We start from the raw sequence: 25,094 nt of genomic DNA, 5'->3' as shown, positions 1-25,094 counted from the left end.
CATGACTCTCTTATCTAATTACTGGACCCTAGTTTCGTTTTCGCTAACCGCCATTTCTGCTTCTTATTGGCCTTGGATGCCAGATTGGAAATGGAGTATGCCTCTATTCGCCATTCTTATACTCTCTGTCGGTTATAGAAGACTGCGCTTTCTCTCAGGAGTAACAATGGCTTTAGTGGTCATTGTGATCAGCGGGAACTTATTACGTGAGCAGTCCAACACTATTTTTCAGACAGGTTCGGATATTACCATAAACGGGCAGGTTAACAGCTTTTTTAGACAAATTACTCATGGTTATGAAGGAACAATTTCGATTCGATCAATCAATGGTCAAACCTTAGGCATTTTTTTGCGGCCCAAGGTGCGATTAATTGCTCCTTTACCGTTGAAGTATGGTGACGTGGCTGAATTCTCTATCACAGTAAAACCTATCTTTGGTCGGTTAAATGAGACCGGGTTTGATGCAGAGGCGTACTCTTTGAGCCAAGGTATTGTGGCTCGTGCAACGGTTAATAATGGACAGTCTTATCGCATTGAATCATTACCAGAATGGCGAGCACAATGGTACCAGAAGATCAAAATCTGGCTCGCTGATGATCCCAATCTTGGTATTTTAATGGCGCTTACGTTTGGTGAGCGCAGTGATATTTCAACAGCACAGTGGCAAGCATTACGAGACAGCGGCCTGATTCATTTGGTTGCCATTTCTGGTCTGCACATTGGCATCGCGTTTGGTTTTGGTTATAGCCTTGGGCTCGTATTGATGCGTTTGCATCATCGCATGGGGTGGTCGCCATTCGTCGTAGGAAGCTTGTGCGCACTAGGCTATGCTTGGTTGGCTGGCTTTACCTTGCCCACTCAACGCGCACTGATCATGTGTTTGCTCAATGTGGCGATGATTGTCCTCAATGTCCGTATCAATACGTTGCAGCGACTGCTTATGACGTTATCGGCGGTGCTGCTTATCGGTCCTTTTGCTGCGTTATCCAGTAGCTTTTGGATGTCCTTTATTGCTGTCTCGGTTGTGTTCTACCAACTTTCTCTACCTCAAACTAATCGATTTTTTTTATGGCGTTTATTGACGATGCAGATTGGGTTAGTGCTGTGTATGCTTCCGGTAACCGCTTATTTTTTCGGTGGGGTCAGTACCAGTGCGGCGCTCTATAACTTAGTGTTTATTCCTTGGTTCAGCTTTGTGGTGGTTCCGGCGATCTTTGTGGCTTTAGTGTGTACGGTTTTGACTTTTGATGGCGCGCCTATGGTGTGGCATTGGGTGGCCAAATTACTCATTCCAGTTGATTGGTCAATTCATTATTCAAGCCTCAGTTGGTTTCCTATTTCTGGGGCTGTTTTGGTTCTGTTGAGCAGTGCTCTGTTGCTGTTTGTGTTTTCACCGTTGATCTCGCGTTTTGCACTTGCAGTTTACAGCCTAATTGTGATGGTTTCTTGGCTCACCATTCCGGTAAAAACGGGTTGGCGGATTGATGTGTTAGATGTTGGGCATGGGTTGGCGGTGTTGATCGAAAAAGAAGGACGCTACGTGCTTTATGATACTGGTGCAAGTTGGCAAGGTGGCGATCATATCCAAACTACGGTTGCCCCTGTGTTAAACAAACGGGGAGCTACGCAATTAGACGGGTTGATTTTGAGTCACTTGGATAACGACCATGCAGGTGGAAGAGCGGAAGTTGAGCGTGTTTGGCAGCCCAAATGGAAACGTGCTAGTCAAACGATAGCAGGTTACCAACCTTGTATTGCTGGCGAACAATGGCAGTGGCAACAACTCTCTTTTGACGTTATCTGGCCACCTAAAACTGTAGCGCGGGCTTACAATCCTCACTCTTGCGTGATTCGAATCTTTGACCAAAATACCGGTTTTTCAGTGCTTTTACCCGGGGATGTGGATGCTATGAGTGAGTGGTTACTTGCGCGAACAGAGCAATCCTTACAAAGTCATATCCTGCTTGTACCACACCACGGTAGTAGGACATCTTCTACTATTGCTTTGATTAGTAAGGTGAACCCTGAAGTCGCTATTGCCTCGCTCGCCAAAGGCGGACGCTGGCAATTACCTTCTGCACAGGTTGTTCAACGCTACCAACAACATGGAGCAAACTGGTTGGATACGGGTGAAGCAGGGCAAATTAGCGTTATTTTTGGCATGCAGAATTATCAAGTTAGCAGCTTGCGTATCTCTCGCTCTCAGGCTTGGTATAGGCAGATGCTCCGTAACGAGGTAGAATGAGCGCAATATTTTCTTAAAAACAAAGCATTTCTATGTCACTCAATACTGACGAAACCACTTGGCAAACCTTCAAACGCCTGTGGACCTATATCCGCCTATATAAATCTGGCCTAGCAGTTGCGGTTGTCGCATTGATTATCAATGCGGTCTCTGACACCTATATGGTGTCATTACTTAAGCCTCTTCTAGATGAAGGATTTGGTAATGCGGAATCCGATTTCTTGCGAGTGCTGCCTTTTATTATTTTGGGGATGATGGCGCTGCGTGGTTTAAGTGGCTTTGTCTCCTCGTACTGCTTGAGCTGGGTTTCTGGCAATGTTGTGATGTTGATGCGTCGAAAAATCTTCAATCAATTCATGCATATGCCTGTCAGTTTTTTTGATAGGGAATCCACGGGTGGTCTGTTATCACGTATCACCTATGATTCAGAGCAAGTGGCTGGGGCGACCAGTCGTGCATTGGTCAGCATTGTTCGCGAAGGTGCGAGTATCATCGGCCTATTGACCTTGATGTTTTGGAATAGCTGGCAGTTATCTTTGGTATTAATCGTGGTTGCGCCAGTGGTTGCGATGGGGATTGGCATTGTCTCTAAACGTTTTCGCAAGATATCAAAAGGGATGCAGACCACCATGGGCGATGTGACCTCTTCAGCAGAGCAGATGCTAAAAGGGCACAAAGTCGTACTGAGCTATGGTGGACAAGATGTAGAGCGTAAACGTTTTGACCATGTCAGCAATCAAATGCGTCAACAAACAATGAAGCTGGTTGCGGCGCAGTCCACTGCTGACCCTATTATTCAAATGATTGCTTCTTTAGCACTTGTCACTGTGCTGTTTTTAGCCAGCGTTGATTCTATTCGTGCCGAATTAACACCAGGTACTTTTACGGTGGTGTTCTCGGCAATGTTTGGCTTGATGCGACCACTGAAAGCGTTAACGAGTGTTACCTCCGATTTCCAACGTGGTATGGCGGCCAGCCAAACATTATTTGAGCTGATTGATTTAGAAACCGAGCGCGATACTGGCCAGTTTGAAGCCGAAAAAGTACGTGGTGACGTTAGAGTTCAGGATGTGACCTTTACTTATCAAGGTAAAGAAAAACCAGCGCTGTCTCATGTAAGTTTTGAGATCCCTCAAGGTAAAACGGTCGCGCTTGTTGGGCGTTCCGGCTCAGGGAAAAGTACTATCGCGAGCCTCTTGACTCGTTTTTATGATGTCGATTCAGGTGCTATCTATCTAGATGAGCATGATATTCGCGATTATAAACTGAAGAACTTGCGCACCCACTTTGCGCTAGTTTCGCAAAATGTTCACCTCTTCAACGATACCATTGCCAATAATATTGCTTACGCGGCAGAAAATGAGTATACGCGTGAGCAAATTGAGCACGCGGCTAGGCTTGCTCATGCCATGGAGTTTATCAATAACATGCCTGATGGCTTGGATACCATGATTGGTGAGAATGGAGCCAGTTTATCGGGTGGTCAACGTCAACGAGTAGCGATTGCACGAGCGTTATTACGTGATGCACCCGTACTTATCCTAGATGAGGCGACTTCTGCGTTGGATACAGAATCTGAGAGAGCGATTCAATCAGCACTTGAAGAGCTACAAAAGAATAAAACGGTATTGGTCATTGCGCACCGCTTGTCGACGATTGAAGAAGCCGATGAAATTCTAGTGGTCGATGAGGGTGAAATTATCGAACGTGGTCATCATGCTCAGTTAATTGCACAGGATGGGGCGTATGCCCAACTACATCGAATTCAATTTGGTGACTAATCAGTGATTGAAAAAATCTGGTTCGGACATCACCCAGCGTGTTTTTTGTTGTGGCCACTGTTGTGGCCACTGAGTGTTTTGTTTCGGTTGGTCAGTCAAGCACGTAAGCGAGCATTTCAAGCGGACAAAAAAGAGCGCTATAAAGCTCCTGTTCCTGTGGTGGTGGTGGGTAATATTACCGCGGGTGGTAATGGTAAAACACCGTTGGTTGTATGGTTAGTGGAAGCTTTACAAGAACAAGGCTTCAAACCAGGAGTTGTTTCGCGTGGGTATGGGGGTAAGGCTCCGGTTTATCCATTAGTGCTGCAAAGTGATACGCCAACCGCTCACTGCGGTGACGAACCTAAATTGATTCACCAGCGCACGGGGGCTCCGGTTGCTGTTGCACCAAAGCGCTCACAAGCAGTGCAAGCCCTGCTTCCGTTGGGTGTTGATGTGATCATCACTGACGATGGCCTTCAGCACTATGCATTGGAGCGTGATCTCGAATTTGCAGTCGTGGACGGTGTTCGTCGCTTCGGTAATGGGCAGTTCATGCCTTTAGGTCCGTTAAGAGAGCCACTCTCTCGGTTAGCGGAAGTTGACTTTATTGTGACTAATGGTGGTCAAGCTCAATACGGCGAATTGGCTATGCACCTTTCACCTAGCTTAGCCGTTAACTTAGTGACAGGTCAGCAAGCGCCAGTGAGCCAGTTACCTGCATTAGTGGCTTTTGCTGGCATTGGTTATCCCACGCGCTTTTTTAATACATTAGAAGCTTTAGGTGCAAAGACGGTATTGACCCAAGGTTTTGCTGATCACCGAGAGTATCAATATTCAGAATTAGAGGCGCTTGCGCAACATGGAGCAAACGTCATCATGACAGAAAAAGACGCAGTGAAATGTGCGGCCTTTGCACAAGAAAACTGGTGGTATCTTCCCGTTTCTGCGCAATTTAGTTCGCCAGATGAAAGGCGTATTTTGGACAAAATAAAAGAGGTAATGGAGTCATATGGATCACCGTCTGCTTGAAATTGTAGCTTGCCCTGTATGTAAAAGTAAGTTGACTTATGATAAAGAAAATCAAGAGCTTATTTGTAAGTTAGATCGTTTGGCCTACCCAATAAAAGAAGGGATTCCTGTGTTGCTTGAGCCAGAAGCGCGCAGCATGACGATGGATGAGGGGCGATAATGGCTTTCACCGTTGTTATCCCTGCTCGTTATCAGTCAACTCGCTTACCTGGCAAACCTTTGGCTGATATCGGCGGTAAACCCATGATTCAGTGGGTTTATGAGCAAGCGTTACAATCGGGAGCTGAGCAGGTCGTTATTGCTACTGATGATGCTCGTGTTGAAGCGGCTGTCCATGCGTTTGGTGGTAATGTTTGTATGACATCATCACATCACGAGTCCGGTACTGAGCGTTTAGCCGAAGTGGTGAAATTAATGAGCATTGCCGATCACCACATTATTGTTAACGTACAAGGTGACGAGCCACTCATTCCACCGAGCATCATCAAGCAGGTCGCTAACAATTTAGCCAACAGTAGCGCGCCGATGGCGACTTTAGCGGTTGAAATTACTGATCAAGCTGAAGTGTTTAACCCTAACGCGGTTAAAGTGGTAACAGATCAAGAGGGTTACGCGCTGTATTTCAGCCGTGCGACAATTCCTTGGGATAGAGACAATTTTGCAGCTGGTGGCCAAACGGTGATTCAGCCATTGCTACGCCATATTGGTATTTACGCTTATCGGGCTGGTTTCATCAATACTTATATCAACTGGCAACCCAGTGTACTTGAGAAAATTGAGTGTTTAGAGCAGCTTCGAGTACTGTGGTATGGTGAAAAAATTCACGTTGCCGTTGCTAAAGAAGCACCGCCTGCAGGGGTAGATACGCCAGAGGATCTTGAATTGGTTCGTGCTCTCGTTAGTTCACATAACGCGTAAACTGTTTGAATTTACGCCAAGTTCGAAGGAGAAGGAGCTATTTAGCTCCTTTTCCTCTTTGTATTGGCCTCTGATTGCTAAATCCGAGTTTCACGGAGTTGTGGGCAGGCGGCTAGAATTTCACGTCGTCCACTCTCTTTTAGTTCTTCCAAAATGACATCAAACCCCCATAAGCGGTAAAGGTGTTTTAGTACCTCATGATAGCTTTGATCTAAAGGAATTCTATCGTGTGGAACGTGTTGAAGCGTCAGGGAACGATCACCACGTACATCCACGCTATAGACTTGAATATTTGGTTCTAAATTACTGAGATTATACTGTGCTGCAAGCTTTTCACGGATGGCGTGATAGCCAATATCATCGTGAATGGCACTCACTTCAATAAAATTCTTGCGATCGTCATCCAGAATGGCAAACAGCTTGAAATCGCGCATTACTTTAGGTGAGAGATACTGGCTAATAAAGCTCTCGTCCTTGAAGTTGTGCATAGCAAAATGAACCGCATCTAACCATTCTGTTCCAGCAAGCTCAGGAAACCATTCCCTATCTTCATCGGTTGGTTCTTCACAAATACGTTTAATATCTCTGAACATAGCAAAGCCAAGCGCATATGGATTGATGCCACTAAAATAGGGGCTGTTGTAAGAAGGTTGTGCGACGACACTGGTGTGGCTGTGTAGAAATTCAAGAATGAATTTATCAGAGACAAAGCCTTCGTCATAAAGATGATTTAAGATAGTGTAATGCCAGAATGTGGCCCAGCCTTCATTCATCACTTGTGTCTGTTTTTGTGGGTAAAAATATTGGCTTATTTTCCTCACAATGCGCACAATTTCTCGCTGCCATGGTTCAAGCAGTGGCGCATGTTTCTCAATGAAATAAAGAATGTTTTCTTGTGGCTCACTTGGAAAACGAACTTTAAGATCTTCTTCTTTGGTTTTTGCTTTGGGTACGGTGCGCCACAGTTCATTAACTTGTGATTGTAGATAAGCTTCGCGCTCTTCTTGACGTGCTTTTTCTTCTGCTATCGATATTTTTTCAGGTCGTTTATAGCGGTCAACACCATAATTCATTAACGCGTGGCATGAGTCGAGGAGTGATTCGACTTCGGGTACGCCATATTTTTCTTCGCATTCTGAAATGTAGTTTTTGGCAAACAAGAGATAGTCAATGATAGAGCTCGCATCCGTCCAAGTTTGGAAAAGGTAGTTGCCTTTGAAAAACGAGTTGTGTCCATAGCAAGCGTGCGCCATCACTAAGGCTTGCATGGTGACGGTATTTTCTTCCATCAAATAGGCAATGCATGGGTCTGAGTTAATAACGATCTCATACGCGAGCCCCATTTGGCCATGTTTGTAACCTTGTTCCGTTTGAATAAATTTTTTGCCAAATGACCAGTGGCTGTAATTAATCGGCATGCCAATGCTGGAGTAGGCATCCATCATCTGCTCGGAGGTAATAATTTCAATTTGATTAGGGTAAGTATCGAGACGATAAAACTCAGCTACCCGGCGTATTTCAGTGTGGTATTTCTCCAAAAGCTCAAACGTCCAGTCAGGTCCGTCTGGTAACAATTTACTTTTGCGTTTTGAAGTACCTTTCGCTTTTGTTGTCATTAGCATGCCTCCCTAAGCTGTTTCCTTTTGGAATAGCTCCCTAAATACAGGGAATATGTCATCCACGGTGCGAATATTTTTAATCGCAAAGTTGCCAAATGAGGGTTGTAATTTCTCATATTCGTGCCACAAGGTTTGGTGTGAGCGACGAGTGATTTCAATATAAGCGTAATACTGACAATATGGCAGCAGCTTATTAGTGAGGAGTTCTTTACAACGAGGTGAATCATCAGCCCAGTTGTCGCCATCGGATGCTTGAGCGGCGTAAATATTCCACTCGCTGAGCGGGTAGCGTTGTTCAATGATTTCATGCATTAATTTCAGGGCACTAGAAACAATCGTGCCACCGGTCTCTTGAGAGTAGAAGAACTCATGCTCATCCACCTCTTTGGCTTGCGTATGGTGACGAATAAACACCACTTCGACATTTTCATAAGTGCGAGTTAAAAATAGATACAGCAACACGTAAAAACGTTTGGCAATATCTTTAGTAGCTTGATCCATTGAACCCGACACATCCATTAAGCAGAACATAACAGCTTGGCTCGATGGAATGGGGCGCTTTTCAAAGTTTTTGAAACGCAGGTCAAACGTATCAATAAACGGCACACTTTCAATTTTTTTACGCAACGCTTCGATTTCTTGCTTAAGTCGCTTCTCTTCTAATACTTGAGCGGGCTCTCTATTTTGAATGCGCAGTAACTCTTCTTCTAATTCCCCCATTAAACGGCGTTTTCCCGCTGTCATTGCGGTGCGGCGAGCCAATGATTGTTGCAAAGAGCGAACTACAGCAATGTTCGACGGTACACCTGCCGTTTTGAAACCCGCGCGATGAGTTTTCCATTCTGTAATCTTATTGATTTGATTTTTTTCTAGATTAGGCAATTCCAGATCTTCAAACAGTAGATCAAGATATTCATCTTTAGAGATTTGGAAAATAAATTCATCTTGACCTTCGCCATCAGCACTCGCATCACCTTGTCCTGAACCATTGCCTTGTCCGCCACCTTTAGGTCTCTCAATTTTATCACCAGTAATAAACTGGTCATTACCCGGGTGAACCCGTTCTTTTAGGCCGCCTTTTCCTTGATGAAATACGGGTTCTTTGATGTCGTGATTTGGGATCGACACATCTTCGCCAGACTCGGTGTTGGTGATGGAGCGACGATTCACTGCGTCTGCAACAGATTCTTTGATCTGCTCTTTATGACGGCGTAAAAAGCGTTGTCTATTGACCGCGCTTTTGTTTTTACCGTTCAGTCTTCTATCGATAAATTGCGCCATGAGTATCCCCTTAAAACGTCACCTTTGCGTTAGCCATTGTTCGTATGGCTAACGCATGTACAGGTTTTGGTTTGCTTGAAGTTAAGAAGATTTACGGACGCGTAAATACCACTCAGACAACAGCCTTACTTGTTTTTCTGTATAACCTTTCTCCATCATACGAGCGACAAAATCGTCGTGTTTTTTCTGATCATCAGATGAAGTTTTGGCATTAAATGAGATAACAGGAAGCAACTCTTCGGTATTTGAGAACATTTTTTTCTCAATAACAGTACGCAGTTTTTCGTAGCTGGTCCAAACCGGATTTTGCCCATTGTTATTAGCTTTTGCGCGCAACACAAAATTGACGATTTCATTTCGGAAATCTTTCGGATTGCTAATACCTGCCGTTTTCTCGATTTTCTCTAACTCGCTATTGAGCGATGAGCGATCGAAAAGTTGGCCAGTTTCAGGGTCACGATACTCTTGATCTTGGATCCAGAAATCAGCGTAAGTAACATAGCGGTCAAAAATATTTTGACCATATTCAGAATAAGATTCCAAATAAGCCGTTTGAATCTCTTTACCAATGAACTCGACATAACGAGGCACTAAGTAGCCTTTTAAAAACTCCATATATCTTTCAGCGATTTCTTGAGGGAACTGCTCGCGTTCAACTTGTTGTTCAATGACATAGAACAGATGGACGGGGTTAGCCGCAACTTCCGTTTGGTCAAAGTTGAATACGCGCGACAGTATTTTAAAGGCAAAGCGAGTCGATAAACCGGACATCCCTTCGTCAACACCAGCGTAGTCACGATACTCTTGATAGCTTTTTGCTTTTGGATCGGTATCTTTTAGCGTTTCACCATCGTAGACGCGCATTTTGGAGAAGAGTGACGAGTTTTCCGGCACTTTTAGGCGCGAGAGGATACTAAATTGACCAAGTAATTCTAGTGTGCTAGGTGAGCATGGCGCTTTGGATAGTTCACTGTGTTCAAGCAGTTTTTGGTAAATTTTCACTTCTTCCGAGACGCGTAAACAGTAAGGGACTTTAACAATATAAACCCGGTCCAAAAACGCTTCGTTGTTTTTGTTGTTACGGAATGTCTGCCACTCTGATTCGTTTGAGTGCGCTAAAATCATGCCATCAAAGGGTAGGGCGGATAACCCTTCTGTACCGTTGAAGTTTCCTTCTTGCGTGGCGGTTAAGAGTGGGTGAAGCACCTTAATTGGCGCTTTGAACATCTCAACAAACTCCATTAACCCTTGGTTGGCTTTACAGAGTGCACCGGAATAGCTATATGCATCGGGGTCATCTTGCGAGAAATGCTCGAGTTTTCGAATATCCACTTTCCCAACCAGTGATGAAATGTCTTGGTTGTTCTCATCACCGGGCTCGGTTTTCGCGACCGCAATTTGATCGAGAATAGAAGGCCGTACTTTGACGACTTTGAATTTTGAAATATCGCCGCCAAACTCGTGTAAGCGTTTGGCCGCCCAAGGTGATGTAATCGAGCGTAAATAGCGTTTTTCTATCCCATATTCCTGCTTGAGGATTTCGCCATCTTCAACCACATCGAACAGACAAAATGGGTGGTCATTCACTGGGCTACGGACACCATTTGCAGACAAAACATAAATAGGCATTTGCTGCATCAAGGCTTTGAGTTTCTCAGCCAGTGAAGATTTACCGCCACCGACTGGGCCGAGTAGATAGAGGATCTGTTTTCTTTCTTCTAAACCTTGGGCAGAGTGTTTGAGGTAGGAAACAATCTGTTCTATGGCTTCTTCCATACCATAGAAATCCTCGAAAGTTTTATAACGTGAAATTACTCGGTTAGAGAAAATGCGACTCAATCGGGGGTGTTTCGCTGTGTCTATCAGCTCTGGCTCACCAATTGCCATTAACAGCCGCTCGGCGGCATTGGCATACGCACTTTTATCTTCTTTACACAGAGCTAAAAACTCTTGCAGTGATAACTCTTCATCCTTGGCGGCTTCATAGCGTGCCTGAAAGTGGTCAAAAATACTCATAGTGAATTCCCCTCTGAAAACTGTCTAACTGACAACACCGCTTAAAAACACAAATTAATAACAATTTAAGATTAGTCCGAGTTTGGCAATTTTGCTTAACAATTATGTGTTTATTTAAATTTCGTGACACTAATAACGTCGGTGAGGTTCAGTTATTTAGTGTGTGAATATCAATGATCTGAGGGATAAGTTGGTTTGGGGCTTGATAACTGTGAGGTGGAATGCAAAAAGACGCAGTGTCTGCGCCTTTTCATCTTTCGTCTGCCTACCTTGCGAGGTATTAAAATTCAGGCATTAAAAATTTGTATAAATTCTGCGGTTGACAAATGGTATTGGCGAGGACAATTACGCCAAGCCGTTAACATGCGACGATATTTATCTGACATTGGCATTTGGCTGTTGAAGTGGTGATCAGCTTTATCAAATTGTGGGTAAAGCCCTTCAGACTCAACCAAGAAACGCACGTAATGAACGCGTTGTGACTCTTTAGCGATATCAAACCCTAAAAAGTGCAGGCGGCGCTGATCCACATTTTTGCTTTCTGCATCGGAGAGCATTTTGTGAGATTCTTGCATGGCGTGATACATCTCCATGATGTCGATCACTTCGCGGCACTCCGCTTCGGTCAAGCAGCCAAATTCTTTGTTGAGTTCTCGCATTTGCAGTTCATAACCACGTTCTACAATGGTTTGTAACCGCTTGTATTTTTTTGCGTTGTTGGGATCCATCTGTGACATCAAAAAATACTGATTAGATAGAATCAGTCGTTGAGCGTTGGTCATTTCCATGGAGGTAGCCTCACTAAATTTTATGTTCTATTTGATGGCATAAGGTTAACAGCAATTATCGACAATGAAACATGATCTCAACACGGATTTAATATGGAAAGTATAAAATGTGTGCAATTCTTGTCACTTTTTGTGTAAGTGGTTATAGATATAATCTTTGTCCAAAATGAGTATTTAAAATCGCGTAGTTGACCCAATCAGCAGCAGGAGCACCGCAAGTTGTTCTTGTTGCATGGCTAGCCTCTCTATAAAAATACCAGCGTTATACTGGTATTCTTATGGTTATTAAATCAAGCAATCAATATTTTATGTTTGAGTGATACTGAGCTAAGATCCCAACGATTTTGTCCATGGTCTCTTTTGACGGCGGATTCACACCTTCTAATGGGTATTCTAGCCCCATTGCTTCCCATTTATGAGCGCCCAATTTGTGATAAGGCAGCAGCTCTACTTTCTCGATGTTATCCATATCTTTAATAAAATCACCAAGCATATGAGCCGCTTCTTCGTCATCAGTGTAGCCAGGAACAATCACATAACGGATCCACGTTTTTTTACCTATGGTGTGTAAGTAGCGCGCGAAATCTAAGGTTCGCTTATTCGACACACCAATAAAATCATGGTGGATCTCATCTTTCATGTGTTTGATGTCTAACATCACTAAATCAGTGGCATCGAGTACTTCATCAATCACGTCTGTGTGTTTGCGAATATAACCGTTGGTATCTAAGCAGGTGTGAATGCCCTCAGCTTGCGCTGCGCGGAATAAATCACGAACAAATTCAGGTTGAAGCATAGCTTCACCGCCTGAGCAGGTAATTCCGCCGCCAGAGGCTTTCATAAAATGGCGATAAGATTTTGCTTCGGTAATGATTTCTTCAACAGTCACTTCCTTGCCTTCATGGGTGTCCCATGTGTCACGATTATGACAATACATACAACGCATTAGGCAGCCTTGCATAAAAACAATGAAGCGAATTCCAGGGCCATCTACCGTGCCACAAGACTCAAAAGAATGAATACGACCAGTTGTTGACATCAGTTCATCTCGAATAGGTTATTTGCCCGTTATTTTATTACAAATGGTAGGGATTAAGTAGGGTTAATGTGCAATTGCCGCCTCATATCCTAAACCATATGTTGTGGCTCAAAATGAATGTCATGAAATTCTGCACATTGACTACACTGTATAGAAATAAGAACTCGTTGAATGCGATAGGGTTTAAATAAGGAATAGTTCATGGATGTACAGTTTTCTCAAAAGCAAAAAATCAGTCTATTTTTAGTTATCCTTTGTGTTGGTTTTTTAGGTTTAGGGATTTATACCGCCAAAAGCTTGATGGGTATGGATGAACAGTATCGCTCCAGTGGCGAAGTGGCATCCGGTTCTGTGGCGATATTTACTACTCAAGCAAATTTGTTGTCGCTTGCATCCGAGCTAAACAACATGCAAGGCAATCAGGTCAACTCGATTTTGAATAAATTGGATCAGTTGATGGAAGAGGTGAATGCTAATGTTGCTTTCCTGCAAAAGACCAATTTTGCTCAAGAAGGGGAAGTGTTGCTCAAGGCGGCCAAACAATTTGACCAATTTTTGCGTCCTTGGTTGCAAGTGAAATCAGAGGTGGGTTTCAACGTTAACGAAGGTAAGCTGGGTGAGCTGAAAACGTTGGCCACCACGATAGAGAAAAAGATAGATGAGACGGGGATGGTTACAATCAACTCGGATTTTCAAGCCATGGTTAAGGCGCAGCAAAATTATTTATTAGAACCCACGGAGCAAAACTTAAAACTATTTAATCGTGCTATGGCCAGTTTCGTCAATATGTCTGATTCTTATTCGATGTTGGATCTGTATGAAAAAGAGATACAACAATTTAAACAGGCTTTTTTACGTGTGAGTGAACTGTCTCAGCAATTGCAAGTGATGGAGAAACAAAGAGGCGATACAGAGGCGCAAGTTAAGTCGGTGATTCAAGATATTTCAACCAAGCTTTCCGCGTTGAGTGAGCAATACCAGTTGGCCGCAAAAACGACCGCATCGCAAACACAGTGGTCTGTATTGGCGGCCTGTGCGTTACTTGCCATATTGACCATTGCTATTTTCCTTACCTTTAGTTTTTCTCTTTCTCGTTCTTTGTCGCAAACCATTCACGTGTTGAACAATATCTCGCGTGGCGATTTGTCACGCCGTATGCCGATGACGAATAACGAAAAGGACGAATTCAATCAACTGGCATTGGCCATTAACCAAAGCTGTGAAAATTTAGGAAAATTGGTGAGTGGTGTGCAGAAAAGCAGTGAAGCCTTGTCTGGTGATGCCGCGTCACTGAATGTTGGATTAGACACTTTGGTGACAAATCAATCTGACGTTTTGGGACAAACGCAATTATTGGCATCGGCCACAGAAGAGGTCAGCGTGACGACCCAAGAAGTCTCCAACTCATTGGAGTTTGTTGCGGAACTCAGTAAATCTTCTATGCAAAGCGCAGAAGAGGGAGGAAAAGTGATTTCCGTTGCTATTACGTCACTGGTTGAGGTTGGTAAAATCCTAAGCTCGGCCGCAGGCCACATTCATCAACTTGAACAAGCTTCTGCAAAAGTAGACTCGGTGATGGACATCATTAATGGTATTGCCGAGCAGACTAACTTATTGGCACTCAATGCCGCAATTGAAGCGGCGAGAGCGGGAGAGCAAGGTCGTGGCTTTGCTGTTGTCGCTGATGAAGTTCGAAGTTTAGCAGTAAGAACGGTCAATGCCGTGGCCGAAATTTCCGGCACTATTGATACTATGCAAAAGGAAAGTGCGGAAGTAATCACTTATATTGCGCAATCTGAGCAGTCTATGCAGAGTGGGCAAGAGAAAGGTAATGAGGCAATACAGGCCATCGCGCAAATTATCAAAAAAGCAGATGAAGCGGCGAATAAAACAGAAGCCATTTTTGCATCGATCCGAGATTTGGCGACGACTAGCCATTCAATGGCAGATAATATGATACAAATATCTAGAGCCATGAAAGCCTTGGAAGAGAACAATGAACAGTTAAGAGCAACCAGCCAGATTGTGGATAAACGCTCTAGCAGCCTAAGTGTAGACTGCCAAAGTTTCACCATATAATTTCAGTTTGCTAAACGTTAGAAAAAAGCAAAAAGAGAAATATTACCGACACCGTGAATGGAGTTTTTGTCTTCCTTATACTCAGGTGTGTTTGCGGTGAACGTTAAACTCGCACCGACTTGTTGAATATACCAAGCCGCACCAACTACGGCGGTCGCCTGAAGATTTTCCAAGTTAACTTGGTAATATTCAGATGGGTGATCCAATCCGTTTAAAGGCCTATCTCCTTCGACGGTAATGTCATTGAAGCGATAGCGTCCTTCTACACCTCCGAATAGAAACCATCCAGTATCCGAGGCACCAATCATCCCTGCCGAGAAAGGGTTTTCTGCACTGATTTGAGCACTGCCAAAGTTACCCGCAAGATCGGTCCCCCAACGCATCATAAAACCTGTGGAGAGATCACTGCGAAAGTTACCTACATTGACCTCTGAAACGTTGGAAAGCTCAACGTCAGTTCCTGCATAGCTGCGGTATCGTGTCAGATTAAAGTGAGATAGATAACCCACGCTGCCGACGATTTTTTCCTCTACTTGGTAGGCCCAACCATTGGGTTCGTCAGATTTAGTGATGCTGTGCACTAACTTTTGCGCTTTCTCAGAAAGCGCAGCATCTCCGGTGGTTCCAATGGTTAAATTTGCCCGCGTGGCTTGTTGGGGATGCAAACTAATATAGTTAAGCTCGGTGTGTAAATACCCAGCGTAAGGTCGTTCATTCGGCTCTGGTTTGGTAAGAGAAATCTCCGAAGGAGTCCACATTTTGTGGCCAATGCTGATTTCCCATTTGTCCAATGGGGCCGCTCCCCAAACCGAAAGGCTAAGTGGTTTAGCCCACCAATATGGAGCAATCGCCCCTGAGGTGTAGCTTAAAAATAAACCATTGGTGTAGTCGCGATCTACGCCAAATACGCCATCGTTATCGAGGTTAAAAGCAACCGTTGCGTGTTGAGAGGCCAGCGCAGAAGCACTGAGTAACGTCAATGGAAGAATGTGAAATAGCTTCATACGAACACTGCAGAGTATAGACAAACCCTAATCATATAGGAAAGATGCGCTATTCAGTTGATAAATAGGCAATTGAATCAAAATAAATGTGGTAAGCGTAACATTTGTGGTCGATGCATTGCGCATTTTTGATTTCTGAGTATAAAAAAGCCCCACTCATCGAGCAGGGCTTAACTATCTTGCTAGTAATTTAACTGAAATTATAGAGATTCAGTGAAAGTACGTGCAATAACGTCAGCTTGTTGTTCAGCAGTCAGTGAGTTAAAACGCACAGCATAGCCAGATACACGAATGGTTAGCTGAGGGTATTTCTCAGGGTGTTTAACCGCATCTTCTAAAGTTTCGCGATTAAGCACGTTCACGTTTAGGTGTTGGCCACCCTCAATGCCTGCTTCATGGTGGAAGTAACCATCCATCAGGCCAGCAAGGTTTGCACGTTGACTTGCTTCTTCTTTGCCTAACGCATTTGGAACGATAGAGAAAGTATAAGAAATACCATCTTGTGCATCAGCAAACGGTAGTTTCGCTACTGAAGTCAATGATGCTACTGCACCTTTTTCGTCACGGCCATGCATTGGGTTTGCACCCGGTGCGAAAGGCATACCAGCACGGCGACCATCAGGTGTGTTACCTGTTTTCTTACCATATACCACGTTTGAAGTGATAGTCAGGATAGACTGAGTTGGAATTGCATCACGGTACATCTTAAGTTTACGGATTTTGCCCATAAACGTAGAAACAAGTTCGCATGCGATGTCATCAACGCGGGCGTCATTGTTACCAAATTTAGGATAATCACCTTCGATTTCGAAATCGATCGCTAGGCCATCTTCGTCACGAATTGGCTTAACTTTTGCGTATTTGATTGCTGATAGAGAGTCAGCAGCAACAGACAGGCCAGCAATACCACATGCCATCGTACGTTTAACGTCACGATCATGCAGTGCCATTAGCGCGGCTTCATAGCTGTATTTGTCGTGCATGTAGTGAATGCTGTTTAGTGCGGTCACATATTGCTTCGCCAACCAATCCATGAAGTGGTCCATTTTTGCCCACAGTTCGTCATAGTCAAGATACTCACCTGCGATCTTGTCCATTTTAGGACCAACTTGGATTTTCAACTTCTCATCAATACCACCATTGATGGTGTAAAGCATGGTTTTAGCAAGGTTTGCACGCGCTCCGAAGAACTGCATTTGTTTACCTACAACCATTGGCGATACACAACATGCGATAGCATAGTCGTCAGAGTCCATGTCTGGACGCATTAAATCGTCGTTTTCGTACTGGATAGATGAAGTATCGATAGATACTTTTGCACAGAAACGTTTAAAGCCGTCAGGTAGCTGCTCAGACCAAAGTACAGTGATGTTTGGCTCTGGAGAAGGACCCATAGTGTATAGGCTGTTTAGGAAACGGAAGTTAGAACGCGTAACGAGTGTACGACCGTCAAGACCCATACCACCCATTGATTCTGTTGCCCAAATTGGGTCGCCAGAGAATAGTTCATCGTATTCAGGAGTACGTAGGAAACGAACCATACGCAGCTTCATTACGAAGTGGTCGATCATTTCTTGAGCTTGTACTTCAGTGATTTTACCCGCTTCTAGATCACGTTGGATGAAGATATCTAGGAAAGTCGAAGTACGGCCTAGCGACATTGCCGCACCGTTTTGTGATTTAACAGCAGCTAGATAGCCGAAGTAAGTCCACTGGATAGCTTCTTGTGCAGTTTCTGCTGGGCGAGAGATGTCAAAACCGTATTTTTCAGCCATTTTTTTCATTTGGCCAAGTGCGCGGTGTTGCTCTGCAATTTCTTCACGAAGTTGCATCGTTGCCGTTAGATCTTCGCCGTTCTCAAAACGCTCTTGTAGAGAAGTGAATTGAGCAAGCTTATCCTTCATTAGGAAATCAATACCGTAAAGTGCTACGCGACGGTAGTCACCAATGATACGGCCACGACCATAAGCATCAGGAAGGCCCGTCAGAACACCAGACTTACGACATGCTAGGATATCAGGAGTGTAGATATCGAAAACGCCAGCGTTGTGAGTTTTACGGTATTCTGAGTAGATTTTTGAAATCATAGGGTCAAGAGTTCTACCGTATGCTTTGCAAGAACCTTCAACCATACGCACACCACCGTTAGGGATGATAGCGCGCTTAAGTGGTTTCTCAGTTTGTAGACCAACGATAGTTTCAAGATCTTTTTCGATGTAGCCTGCATCGTGAGCAGTGATGGTAGAAATAACGTCAGTATCGAAATCGACAGGGGCCTTAGTCGCGTTTTCCTGTTTGATACCTTCCATTACTTTAGCCCAAAGCTTGTTTGTCGCTTCAGTACCTTCAGAAACTAGGAAAGATTCGTCACCTTCATACGGCGTATAGTTCTTTTGAATAAAATCACGAACGTTAACTTCGTTTTGCCACTCACCTGCAACAAAACTTTCCCAAGCTTTAGCAAATTGCTCTGCCATGACATACCTACCTTTTTAGTAGAAAAAACACGTACCGTCTTCACCGTTGAGCCAGTTATCCCCGAAAGGAGCAGTACACTCTATTAATACAATATCTATATTCACACTATTCAATTATCTGAATATAGATATTGTGCTTTTAAGCCTTGAATGCAAGATTAGACTAAAATTTTTTTGCAAACCTTAAACTAAATCAATAAAAGTTAAATTTTTCAAATAAAGTTTGGGTAGTGCGAGCACTACCCAAATTCGTATTAGTCCAAGCTCATTATAGCCAAGCTTTTAAACCGTATTGGTTTTCAAGCATACCAACCGCAAGCATAGCAATTAAACAGATGATCAGCACACCACCTGGAATGATGATTTTGTCGATAAAAGACAGCTTTGATGCACGTTCTTTGTCGCCAATTAGGCCATTGTTATCGAGTAGCATGGTCAATGCCCACGCTAGAACAGGGTTCACCACAGCGCTACCAAAGATACAGATGCCCGCTGCTTGTGAATCTTTTGTGTTTCTTACCATTTGCATACCCGCTTCTAGTAAAGGAAGAAATACCCCTACTAATAGAGCAATACGCATCACTGGAGGCCAAACCGCTACGTCCATAGGGAAGCCAAGGATAGCAATAGTCATGACCAATAAACCTAAGATGATGGCACCACCAGGAATTGGGCGTTTAGCAATCGCCGCTGGGATCATATACGTTCCCCATGACGATGTGATATTACCACCACCAAGTGCTGTACCTACCATTTGACGAATTGAACACATGGTCATTGTGTCATCAACATCCATCAGTACTTTTTCAGTTCTCTTCGGATAGTTCAATTCTTGGAAAATTCGGTGACCAAGGAAATCTGGTGACCACATCGCAACGGCCAAAATAGCAAAGGGCAATGAGGCGATAAAGTGTTCTACTGTTGGCAAACCAAGCATCCAACCTTCAGTGGTTGAGCCCCACCAGTAAACAGGATTAAGGTTAGGTAAGCCCATTTGAGTTTCAAATTGAAGATCAAAGCCAGTACCGAATAAAAGCGCAATCGCAAGCCCAGTCATTGCACAGACAGGAATTGCTAACCAACGCATGTTGATTTTTGCAAGAAATGCATACAGCACAATATTGACACCTAAAACCACTAGGCCAACGTAACCTAAGCTGCCTGCGGCGACATCGACCGATTGCAAACTGGTAGCCCAAGTTTGGATAGAACCAATTTGGCTCATTGTTCCGGTAAAGCCGAGGAAGATAAGCAACCCGCCTGCGGTTCCCTCGGAGGTTAGATTGACCAGTTTCGAGCCTCCTTTAAAGTAACTTAAGAGAAGACCAAAAACGCCAAGCAAAATTGCCAATGCCAAAGGGTGTGCACCGGCTAATGCGATTGAGCCGATAAGAGGGATCATTGGGCCATGGTTGCCAGCTAAGTTGGCTTTTGGGTTTAAGAAACCAGAGGCAATAACACAGAAGAAGAGGGCAGGAAATAACATCTCTACACGTGCAACTTCAATCGCGAAGTCTTTACCTAGATGAATGTGATCCCATGCTTGGGTTAGGCCATCAGCCCAAGACATCATTACCGCTGAGTACATGGCGATGATGCCGATTGTGCCCGCGATGGCTGGTACAAAATCTTCAAGTTCAAAACGGAAGTCACGACCAGGTAAGTTCAAACCAAAGCGACGGGGCTTCATGATTTGCAGTTCGTGGTCTAGGTAATCTGAACGGCTTGCAAACTCAGATGCTGGACGATGCAGCTCTTTATAGCTTTTCGTCTCGATTTCTGAGCGCTCATTGTTGACTACGTCTGGCATAGATTCCTCATATTTTTAAAAGTTAGTAATTCGTACTGAATCCTAGTAATCCGCGAAGAAGCGGTAATGTTTTTAATTGAATATGTAGCACATCTCATATGTGCTTGCATAACAACAACTAAAAAAGAGAGTGTGGTTATTTATACAACCTTATCTTTGCTCGCGAGTTTAGCTTGCTTATCCTTTAGGGTGATTGATCTTGATCACTTTAAGAATAAATGTGAAAGAAAACTACAGCAGCCTAATGAAAACGGGGGGTTGAGCCGTTACTTGCTTGAAATAAGTTTTCACATTGTGATGTTTGTAAAAGAGTTTCAATGATATTAATGACCTTAAATATCCTATGAATCTAGGTGTACTTTATACATAAATAGGTTGTCTATCTTTAAGTAAATGTTAACAAAATGAGTTAACTGTTAATTGCTTGATGTGCCATTTATATGCGCCATATGGAGAAGTATTGGCTAAAATGTGAATTTTTAATCAGATAAAATAACTAAATATCCTTATTTTTCCAGGTTAATAATTTGTTGCATGTTTTCGGTGTGAATGCTAGTTTGTATCAAAAATGGGAGTTGGAATACTCTGCAGTAGCAAATACAGGGAGTTAAGCGCATGACTGATGTACCGGCGCTGAATATTAAAGAGCTGCACAAAACCTTTGGTCAAAACGAAGTACTAAAAGGAATCTCGCTAGAAGCTCGTAAGGGTGATGTGATCTCCATTATTGGTTCTTCTGGCTCGGGAAAAAGTACCTTTCTTAGATGCATCAATTTACTTGAAACACCAACCTCTGGTGATATTTGGGTCAATGGTGAACTCATTCAAATGAAAAAAAATCGGCAAGGTGAAGCTTCACCTGTGAGTGAAAAGCAGGTGCAACGAATTCGCTCACGCCTTGCTATGGTATTTCAGGGATTTAACCTTTGGTCGCACATGACGGTGTTAGAAAACGTTATTGAAGCACCAATTCATGTGTTAGGAGTACCGAAAGCACGAGCCATCGAGAGTGCTGAGGTGCTGCTAAAAAAAGTCGGCCTGTATGAACGTAAAGACTATTATCCTGGTCACCTTTCTGGTGGGCAACAACAACGTGCGGCGATTGCTAGAGCGTTAGCCGTGGAGCCAGAAGTCATGCTGTTTGATGAGCCCACTTCTGCACTTGATCCTGAATTGGTGGGTGAAGTGTTGGGTGTTATGAGAGACTTGGCAGAAGAAGGCCGTACTATGCTGGTAGTGACTCATGAAATGGCCTTTGCTCGCGATGTTTCAAACCATGTGATGTTCTTGCACCAAGGTTTAGTGGAAGAGCAAGGAGATCCAGCCATCCTGTTCACCCAGCCTAAATCTGAACGGTTAAAACAATTTATATCCTCTATTTATTAATGTGTTCATTATGTTGTGGTATTCGCCACGGCATAAATATTAAGCAAAACCAACATAAACATAGCATGATAAATAAGTAAGACCTCAATCACAGGAGTATGGAAATGAAAAAGTGGTTATTAGTTGCAGCCGTTGCTGCTAGTGCAATGACTGGTATGGCCCAAGCGAAAGAATGGAAGACGGTTCGTTTTGGTATAGAAGGGGCTTATCCTCCTTTTAGCTGGACAGAGGCTGATGGATCTCTCAAAGGCTTTGATGTTGATATGGCCAATGCGTTGTGCAAGGAGATGAAAGTGGAATGTAAAATCGTTCCACAAGACTGGGATGGTATTATCCCATCACTGCTCGCACGTAAATATGACGCGATTATTGCAGCTATGTCGATTACCGACGAGCGCAAGAAAAAAGTCGATTTCACTGGTAAGTACGCATTAATTCCCAATAAATTTATCGCCAAGAAGGGAGCTGCGTTGGATTTTTCTAAAGAAGGTCTAAAAGGGGTGAAAATTGGTGTACAACGTGCAACAACGCACGATAAGTATCTTACTGATAATTATGGCGATGCAGTTGAAATTGTCCGCTATGGTTCATTTGATGAAGCCTATCTTGACCTAGCCAATGGCCGTATTGCGGCAGTATTGGGTGATGCCTCTGCATTGGAAGAGGGTGTGCTTAACAAAGCGGGCGGCGAAGCGTATGAGTTCGTCGGCCCATCATTAACCGATCCGAAATGGTTTGGCGATGGTTTTGGTATTGCGGTTCGTAAACAAGACAAAGATCTCACTCAAAAACTTGATATGGCGATTAAATCTCTTCGTCAACAAGGGATTTACCAAGAAATTGCGACCAAATACTTTAATTACGATGTATACGGTGAATAAGCTGTAACATCATATCTTACCCATATAATTAGAAGGTGAGAGTGAGCCGAGCATATGAATATGTTTATCGATCACTCTGTCATTAGGGCTGGTTAGCTCAGTGACTCCACCTTCTCAATTATGATGGGAATCCATTGATTCTTAACGGCTGGATCCTAGTTCCAGAAGTACCCAGTCGTTAAATTCTCCAGGGACTAGGGATGAATTATGTTGGACCTACACGGATATGAAGCCTCAATTTTGAAGGGAGCGGTGCTGACCATTGAAGTTGCCGTGCTCTCTTTATTACTTGCCATGTTACTTGGCATGCTAGGTGCGCTAGCCAAGCTTGCACCTTACCGTTGGGCAAGAGCCATTGCCACTCTTTATACGACCATCATTCGCGGTATTCCAGACCTTGTGTTAATGATGCTTATTTTCTTTGGCGGTCAAATATTGTTGAATAATAGCCTTTATTCAATCAACGAATGGCTAAACAATGGGTTTATGGCAAGTGACCCGAGCCATGAATGGACCGCTTATCTCCCCGATTATATTGATGTTAGCCCTTTCATTGCAGGGATACTAACCATAGGTTTCATTTTCGGTGCCTATATGGCTGAAACCTTTCGTGGCGCTATTATGGCGGTTGATAAAGGAGAGATGGAAGCGGCGAAAGCGTATGGTATGAGTTCTACCTTAGCATTTAGACGCATTTTGCTTCCTCAAATGGTTCGTCATGCATTGCCAGGGTTTGGTAACAACTGGTTGGTATTGCTCAAAACGACGGCACTTGTTTCCATTATTGGATTAGATGATATGGTCAGAGTCAGCTCACTCGCGGCGGGTTCGACAAAAATGCCATTCACCTTTTATATGGCTGTCTCAGTAATCTTCCTTTTCTTTACCAGTGTATCAACCGGTCTTCTCAAATTGGTTGAGCGCAAGTTCAGCATTCACACGAGGTAAATATGGATTTTTCCCTTATTGCTCAAAGCCTACCAATTTATTTTAGTGGGCTGTGGACAACGGTTTGGCTGGTGGGGTTGTCGTTAATTATCGGTTTGAGCCTTGCCATCCCCTTAGCGATTGCTAGAAATAGCCACAACTATTTTATTCGTACTCCAGCATGGGCTTATACCTACTTTTTTCGTGGTACACCGTTATTGGTCCAGCTTTATCTCATCTACTATGGAATGGATCAATTTTTCCCGGTAAAAGATACCTTGTGGGAAAACGCTTGGTTTTGCGCGTTGGTTGCTTTTGTTCTCAATACGTCCGCCTACACGGCTGAAATTATTCGCGGTGCGATCAATGGGTTGCCTAAAGGCGAAGTTGAAGCGGCGAAGGCATACGGAATGAGTACTTGGAAAACGTATCGACGAATTATTCTACCGAGTGCGTTAAGGCGCGCACTGCCCGCTTATAGTAATGAAGTTATCTTCATGCTCCACGGTTCTGCGGTTGCTGGTATTGTTACCATTATGGATTTAACGGGGGCTGCGCGTTTAGTGAACTCTCGTTATTATGCCCCATTCGAGTCATTTTTAACCGCAGGTTTGTTCTATATGGGCTTGACCTTCATTATTTTGTTCTGCTTCAAACAGGCTGAAAAACGCTTCTTGGCTTATTTGCGTCCATTGAGCTGAAGGGCTGCGAGTAGCAATTTGTTGTACCGAGTTTGTTTCTATAATCAAGGCATAGATTAAAATAAGAAGCGCGCTGAATGCGCGCTTCTTATTGGCACGTTACTTTCTGTTCCTACAAGGAAAAACTGGACCAAATTGGCGCGTGATCAGAAGGTTTTTCTATTCCTCGAAGTTCATAGTCGATGCCGGCCTCTTGGCATTTTTTTGCTAGGTTCGGGGTCGCTAAAATGACGTCGATTCGTAGCCCACGGTTATCATCAAAGCCGCGTGAGCGATAATCAAACCACGAAAATTGATCATTTACATCCGGATTTAACTGACGGAATGTGTCAACAAAACCCCAGTCCATTAAAGTTTGTAACCATTCACGCTCTTCAGGTTGGAAAGAGCATTTTCCCGTTTGCAACCAGCGTTTTCTATTGGCTTCACCAATCCCAATATCCAAGTCGATAGGGCTGATGTTAATGTCTCCCATCACAATTATTTGTTCGTCAGGGGAATGATGTGACGTTAAGTAACCCATTAGATCTTTATAAAACTGACGCTTATAGGGATATTTTGTTTCATGGGAAATATTCTCCCCTTGAGGAAAATAGCCGTTGAGTATGGTTGTTTTTTGGCCGTTGTCATCTTCAAAAGTGGCCATAATCATGCGTTTTTGATGATCTTCATTATCGCTAGGAAAGCCTTTCTGTACTGAAATGGGTTCCTTTTTGCACAACATGGCGACGCCATAATGTGCTTTTTGACCATGAAAATAGACGTGGTAGCCCATGGCTTCAACATCCTCAAGAGGAAAAGCGTCATCGTGTACTTTGATTTCTTGAAGTCCAATGACATCAGGTTGATGCTTATCAATAATCGCTTGCAGTTGATGAAGGCGAGCTCTCAAACCGTTGATGTTAAAACTGATGACTTTCATAAGGGATCCTTAAGATGAGTTGTGCGCAAGATGTTACCACTTCAAGGCGCAAGGACAAGATGAAAAGCGAATCAATTGTAATACGTAAATTTTTTGAATAGTCAGAAAGGATATTTTTATTAACATTTATGTAAACTTACGATTGATCTCTCAAGTCAATATGCTCTAATTAAAGTTGTCACCATTTCGTCTGAAAACCCTATTAGCGC

General features: G+C 43.6%; 19 protein-coding genes. 10 read left to right on the top strand and 9 right to left on the bottom strand.

What is annotated here, in order from left to right:
- The first annotated feature begins 1 nt into the window (after nucleotide 1).
- Genes AACU59_RS07395 through kdsB form a run of 5 tightly spaced genes read left to right on the top strand, consistent with a single transcriptional unit; the run spans nucleotide 2 to nucleotide 5,955 of the window.
- Nucleotides 2-2,245: a DNA internalization-related competence protein ComEC/Rec2 gene (locus AACU59_RS07395; protein WP_094145858.1), complete on the top strand. Its 2,244-nt coding sequence runs from the start codon at nucleotides 2-4 to the stop codon at nucleotides 2,243-2,245.
- Between the two features lie 32 nt (nucleotides 2,246-2,277).
- On the top strand, nucleotides 2,278-4,026 hold the full coding sequence (gene msbA, locus AACU59_RS07390; RefSeq protein WP_094145859.1) for a lipid A ABC transporter ATP-binding protein/permease MsbA: 1,749 nt from the start codon (nucleotides 2,278-2,280) through the stop codon (nucleotides 4,024-4,026).
- A 3-nt stretch (nucleotides 4,027-4,029) separates the two neighbouring features.
- Nucleotides 4,030-5,037 carry a tetraacyldisaccharide 4'-kinase gene (gene lpxK, locus AACU59_RS07385; RefSeq protein ID WP_094145860.1) on the top strand — a complete coding sequence of 336 codons (1,008 nt, stop codon included), beginning with the start codon at nucleotides 4,030-4,032 and terminating at the stop codon, nucleotides 5,035-5,037.
- On the top strand, nucleotides 5,018-5,197 hold the full coding sequence (locus AACU59_RS07380) for a Trm112 family protein (RefSeq protein ID WP_013856535.1): 180 nt from the start codon (nucleotides 5,018-5,020) through the stop codon (nucleotides 5,195-5,197). Before lpxK ends, AACU59_RS07380 begins: the two co-directional genes overlap by 20 nt.
- Nucleotides 5,197-5,955 carry a 3-deoxy-manno-octulosonate cytidylyltransferase gene (gene kdsB / locus AACU59_RS07375; RefSeq protein ID WP_094145861.1) on the top strand — a complete coding sequence of 253 codons (759 nt, stop codon included), beginning with the start codon at nucleotides 5,197-5,199 and terminating at the stop codon, nucleotides 5,953-5,955. The genes AACU59_RS07380 and kdsB overlap by 1 nt, the downstream gene beginning before the upstream one ends.
- 77 nt (nucleotides 5,956-6,032) lie before the next feature.
- On the opposite strand, the gene AACU59_RS07370 is transcribed toward kdsB, so the two are convergent.
- The 5 genes from AACU59_RS07370 to pflA all read right to left on the bottom strand — a co-directional run bounded on the left by AACU59_RS07370 (nucleotide 6,033) and on the right by pflA (nucleotide 12,698).
- Nucleotides 6,033-7,571, bottom strand: coding sequence for a SpoVR family protein (locus AACU59_RS07370; protein ID WP_094145862.1), 1,539 nt, complete (start codon nucleotides 7,569-7,571; stop codon nucleotides 6,033-6,035).
- A 12-nt stretch (nucleotides 7,572-7,583) separates the two neighbouring features.
- On the bottom strand, nucleotides 7,584-8,855 hold the full coding sequence (locus AACU59_RS07365; protein WP_094145863.1) for a YeaH/YhbH family protein: 1,272 nt from the start codon (nucleotides 8,853-8,855) through the stop codon (nucleotides 7,584-7,586).
- An 81-nt stretch (nucleotides 8,856-8,936) separates the two neighbouring features.
- Entirely contained in the window at nucleotides 8,937-10,871 is a 1,935-nt protein-coding gene (locus AACU59_RS07360) for a PrkA family serine protein kinase (RefSeq protein ID WP_161437564.1), read from the bottom strand.
- Between the two features lie 287 nt (nucleotides 10,872-11,158).
- Complete coding sequence (locus AACU59_RS07355) at nucleotides 11,159-11,659, bottom strand: YfbU family protein (protein WP_161437563.1); 501 nt, start codon at nucleotides 11,657-11,659, stop codon at nucleotides 11,159-11,161.
- A 298-nt stretch (nucleotides 11,660-11,957) separates the two neighbouring features.
- Complete coding sequence (gene pflA / locus AACU59_RS07350; RefSeq protein ID WP_013856543.1) at nucleotides 11,958-12,698, bottom strand: pyruvate formate lyase 1-activating protein; 741 nt, start codon at nucleotides 12,696-12,698, stop codon at nucleotides 11,958-11,960.
- Between the two features lie 201 nt (nucleotides 12,699-12,899).
- Here pflA and AACU59_RS07345 point away from each other — a divergent pair, with 201 nt between their 5' ends.
- Complete coding sequence (locus AACU59_RS07345; protein ID WP_013856544.1) at nucleotides 12,900-14,777, top strand: methyl-accepting chemotaxis protein; 1,878 nt, start codon at nucleotides 12,900-12,902, stop codon at nucleotides 14,775-14,777.
- Between the two features lie 17 nt (nucleotides 14,778-14,794).
- Here the strand turns inward: AACU59_RS07345 and AACU59_RS07340 are convergent, their stop codons facing one another.
- The 3 genes from AACU59_RS07340 to AACU59_RS07330 form a co-directional block, all read right to left on the bottom strand.
- Nucleotides 14,795-15,781: a lipid A deacylase LpxR family protein gene (locus AACU59_RS07340; protein ID WP_176428552.1), complete on the bottom strand. Its 987-nt coding sequence runs from the start codon at nucleotides 15,779-15,781 to the stop codon at nucleotides 14,795-14,797.
- A 200-nt stretch (nucleotides 15,782-15,981) separates the two neighbouring features.
- Nucleotides 15,982-18,258, bottom strand: a complete 2,277-nt coding sequence (gene pflB, locus AACU59_RS07335; RefSeq protein ID WP_094145332.1) for a formate C-acetyltransferase — start codon at nucleotides 18,256-18,258, stop codon at nucleotides 15,982-15,984.
- A gap of 268 nt (nucleotides 18,259-18,526) precedes the next feature.
- Nucleotides 18,527-20,068: a DUF3360 family protein gene (locus tag AACU59_RS07330; protein WP_094145333.1), complete on the bottom strand. Its 1,542-nt coding sequence runs from the start codon at nucleotides 20,066-20,068 to the stop codon at nucleotides 18,527-18,529.
- Nucleotides 20,069-20,683: 615 nt separating this feature from the next.
- On the opposite strand from AACU59_RS07330, the gene AACU59_RS07325 reads away from it, so the two are divergent.
- From AACU59_RS07325 to AACU59_RS07310, 4 genes are all read left to right on the top strand, one after another.
- Nucleotides 20,684-21,454, top strand: a complete 771-nt coding sequence (locus tag AACU59_RS07325) for an ABC transporter ATP-binding protein (protein WP_013856548.1) — start codon at nucleotides 20,684-20,686, stop codon at nucleotides 21,452-21,454.
- Between the two features lie 104 nt (nucleotides 21,455-21,558).
- Nucleotides 21,559-22,335 carry an ABC transporter substrate-binding protein gene (locus AACU59_RS07320; protein WP_026028918.1) on the top strand — a complete coding sequence of 259 codons (777 nt, stop codon included), beginning with the start codon at nucleotides 21,559-21,561 and terminating at the stop codon, nucleotides 22,333-22,335.
- A gap of 207 nt (nucleotides 22,336-22,542) precedes the next feature.
- A complete protein-coding gene (locus AACU59_RS07315; RefSeq protein ID WP_094145866.1) occupies nucleotides 22,543-23,283 on the top strand; it encodes an ABC transporter permease in 741 nt (246 codons plus the stop codon).
- A gap of 2 nt (nucleotides 23,284-23,285) precedes the next feature.
- Nucleotides 23,286-23,963 (top strand): ABC transporter permease, encoded by a 678-nt coding sequence (locus tag AACU59_RS07310; protein WP_017045191.1) that lies wholly within the window; start codon nucleotides 23,286-23,288, stop codon nucleotides 23,961-23,963.
- 112 nt (nucleotides 23,964-24,075) lie between these two features.
- On the opposite strand, the gene xthA is transcribed toward AACU59_RS07310, so the two are convergent.
- On the bottom strand, nucleotides 24,076-24,885 hold the full coding sequence (xthA, locus tag AACU59_RS07305) for an exodeoxyribonuclease III (protein ID WP_088732643.1): 810 nt from the start codon (nucleotides 24,883-24,885) through the stop codon (nucleotides 24,076-24,078).
- Between the last annotated feature and the right edge of the window lie 209 nt (nucleotides 24,886-25,094).

It is taken from the genome of Vibrio sp. V23_P3S9T160 (assembly GCF_963886625.1).
Taxonomy (GTDB): Bacteria; Pseudomonadota; Gammaproteobacteria; order Enterobacterales; family Vibrionaceae; genus Vibrio; species Vibrio anguillarum.
This window is presented reverse-complemented; position numbering and strand designations above follow the sequence as displayed.

Coding starts and splice junctions, on each gene's coding strand:
- AACU59_RS07315 (WP_094145866.1), top strand. CDS start 22,543: ATGTTGGACCTACACGGATATGAAGCCTCAATTTTGAAGGGAGCGGTG.
- msbA (WP_094145859.1), top strand. CDS start 2,278: ATGTCACTCAATACTGACGAAACCACTTGGCAAACCTTCAAACGCCTG.
- kdsB (WP_094145861.1), top strand. CDS start 5,197: ATGGCTTTCACCGTTGTTATCCCTGCTCGTTATCAGTCAACTCGCTTA.
- xthA (WP_088732643.1), bottom strand. CDS start 24,885: ATGAAAGTCATCAGTTTTAACATCAACGGTTTGAGAGCTCGCCTTCAT.
- AACU59_RS07365 (WP_094145863.1), bottom strand. CDS start 8,855: ATGGCGCAATTTATCGATAGAAGACTGAACGGTAAAAACAAAAGCGCG.
- AACU59_RS07345 (WP_013856544.1), top strand. CDS start 12,900: ATGGATGTACAGTTTTCTCAAAAGCAAAAAATCAGTCTATTTTTAGTT.
- pflA (WP_013856543.1), bottom strand. CDS start 12,698: ATGTCAACAACTGGTCGTATTCATTCTTTTGAGTCTTGTGGCACGGTA.
- AACU59_RS07340 (WP_176428552.1), bottom strand. CDS start 15,781: ATGAAGCTATTTCACATTCTTCCATTGACGTTACTCAGTGCTTCTGCG.
- AACU59_RS07325 (WP_013856548.1), top strand. CDS start 20,684: ATGACTGATGTACCGGCGCTGAATATTAAAGAGCTGCACAAAACCTTT.
- AACU59_RS07380 (WP_013856535.1), top strand. CDS start 5,018: ATGGATCACCGTCTGCTTGAAATTGTAGCTTGCCCTGTATGTAAAAGT.
- AACU59_RS07395 (WP_094145858.1), top strand. CDS start 2: ATGACTCTCTTATCTAATTACTGGACCCTAGTTTCGTTTTCGCTAACC.
- pflB (WP_094145332.1), bottom strand. CDS start 18,258: ATGGCAGAGCAATTTGCTAAAGCTTGGGAAAGTTTTGTTGCAGGTGAG.
- AACU59_RS07310 (WP_017045191.1), top strand. CDS start 23,286: ATGGATTTTTCCCTTATTGCTCAAAGCCTACCAATTTATTTTAGTGGG.
- AACU59_RS07370 (WP_094145862.1), bottom strand. CDS start 7,571: ATGACAACAAAAGCGAAAGGTACTTCAAAACGCAAAAGTAAATTGTTA.
- AACU59_RS07360 (WP_161437564.1), bottom strand. CDS start 10,871: ATGAGTATTTTTGACCACTTTCAGGCACGCTATGAAGCCGCCAAGGAT.
- AACU59_RS07320 (WP_026028918.1), top strand. CDS start 21,559: ATGAAAAAGTGGTTATTAGTTGCAGCCGTTGCTGCTAGTGCAATGACT.
- AACU59_RS07355 (WP_161437563.1), bottom strand. CDS start 11,659: ATGGAAATGACCAACGCTCAACGACTGATTCTATCTAATCAGTATTTT.
- AACU59_RS07330 (WP_094145333.1), bottom strand. CDS start 20,068: ATGCCAGACGTAGTCAACAATGAGCGCTCAGAAATCGAGACGAAAAGC.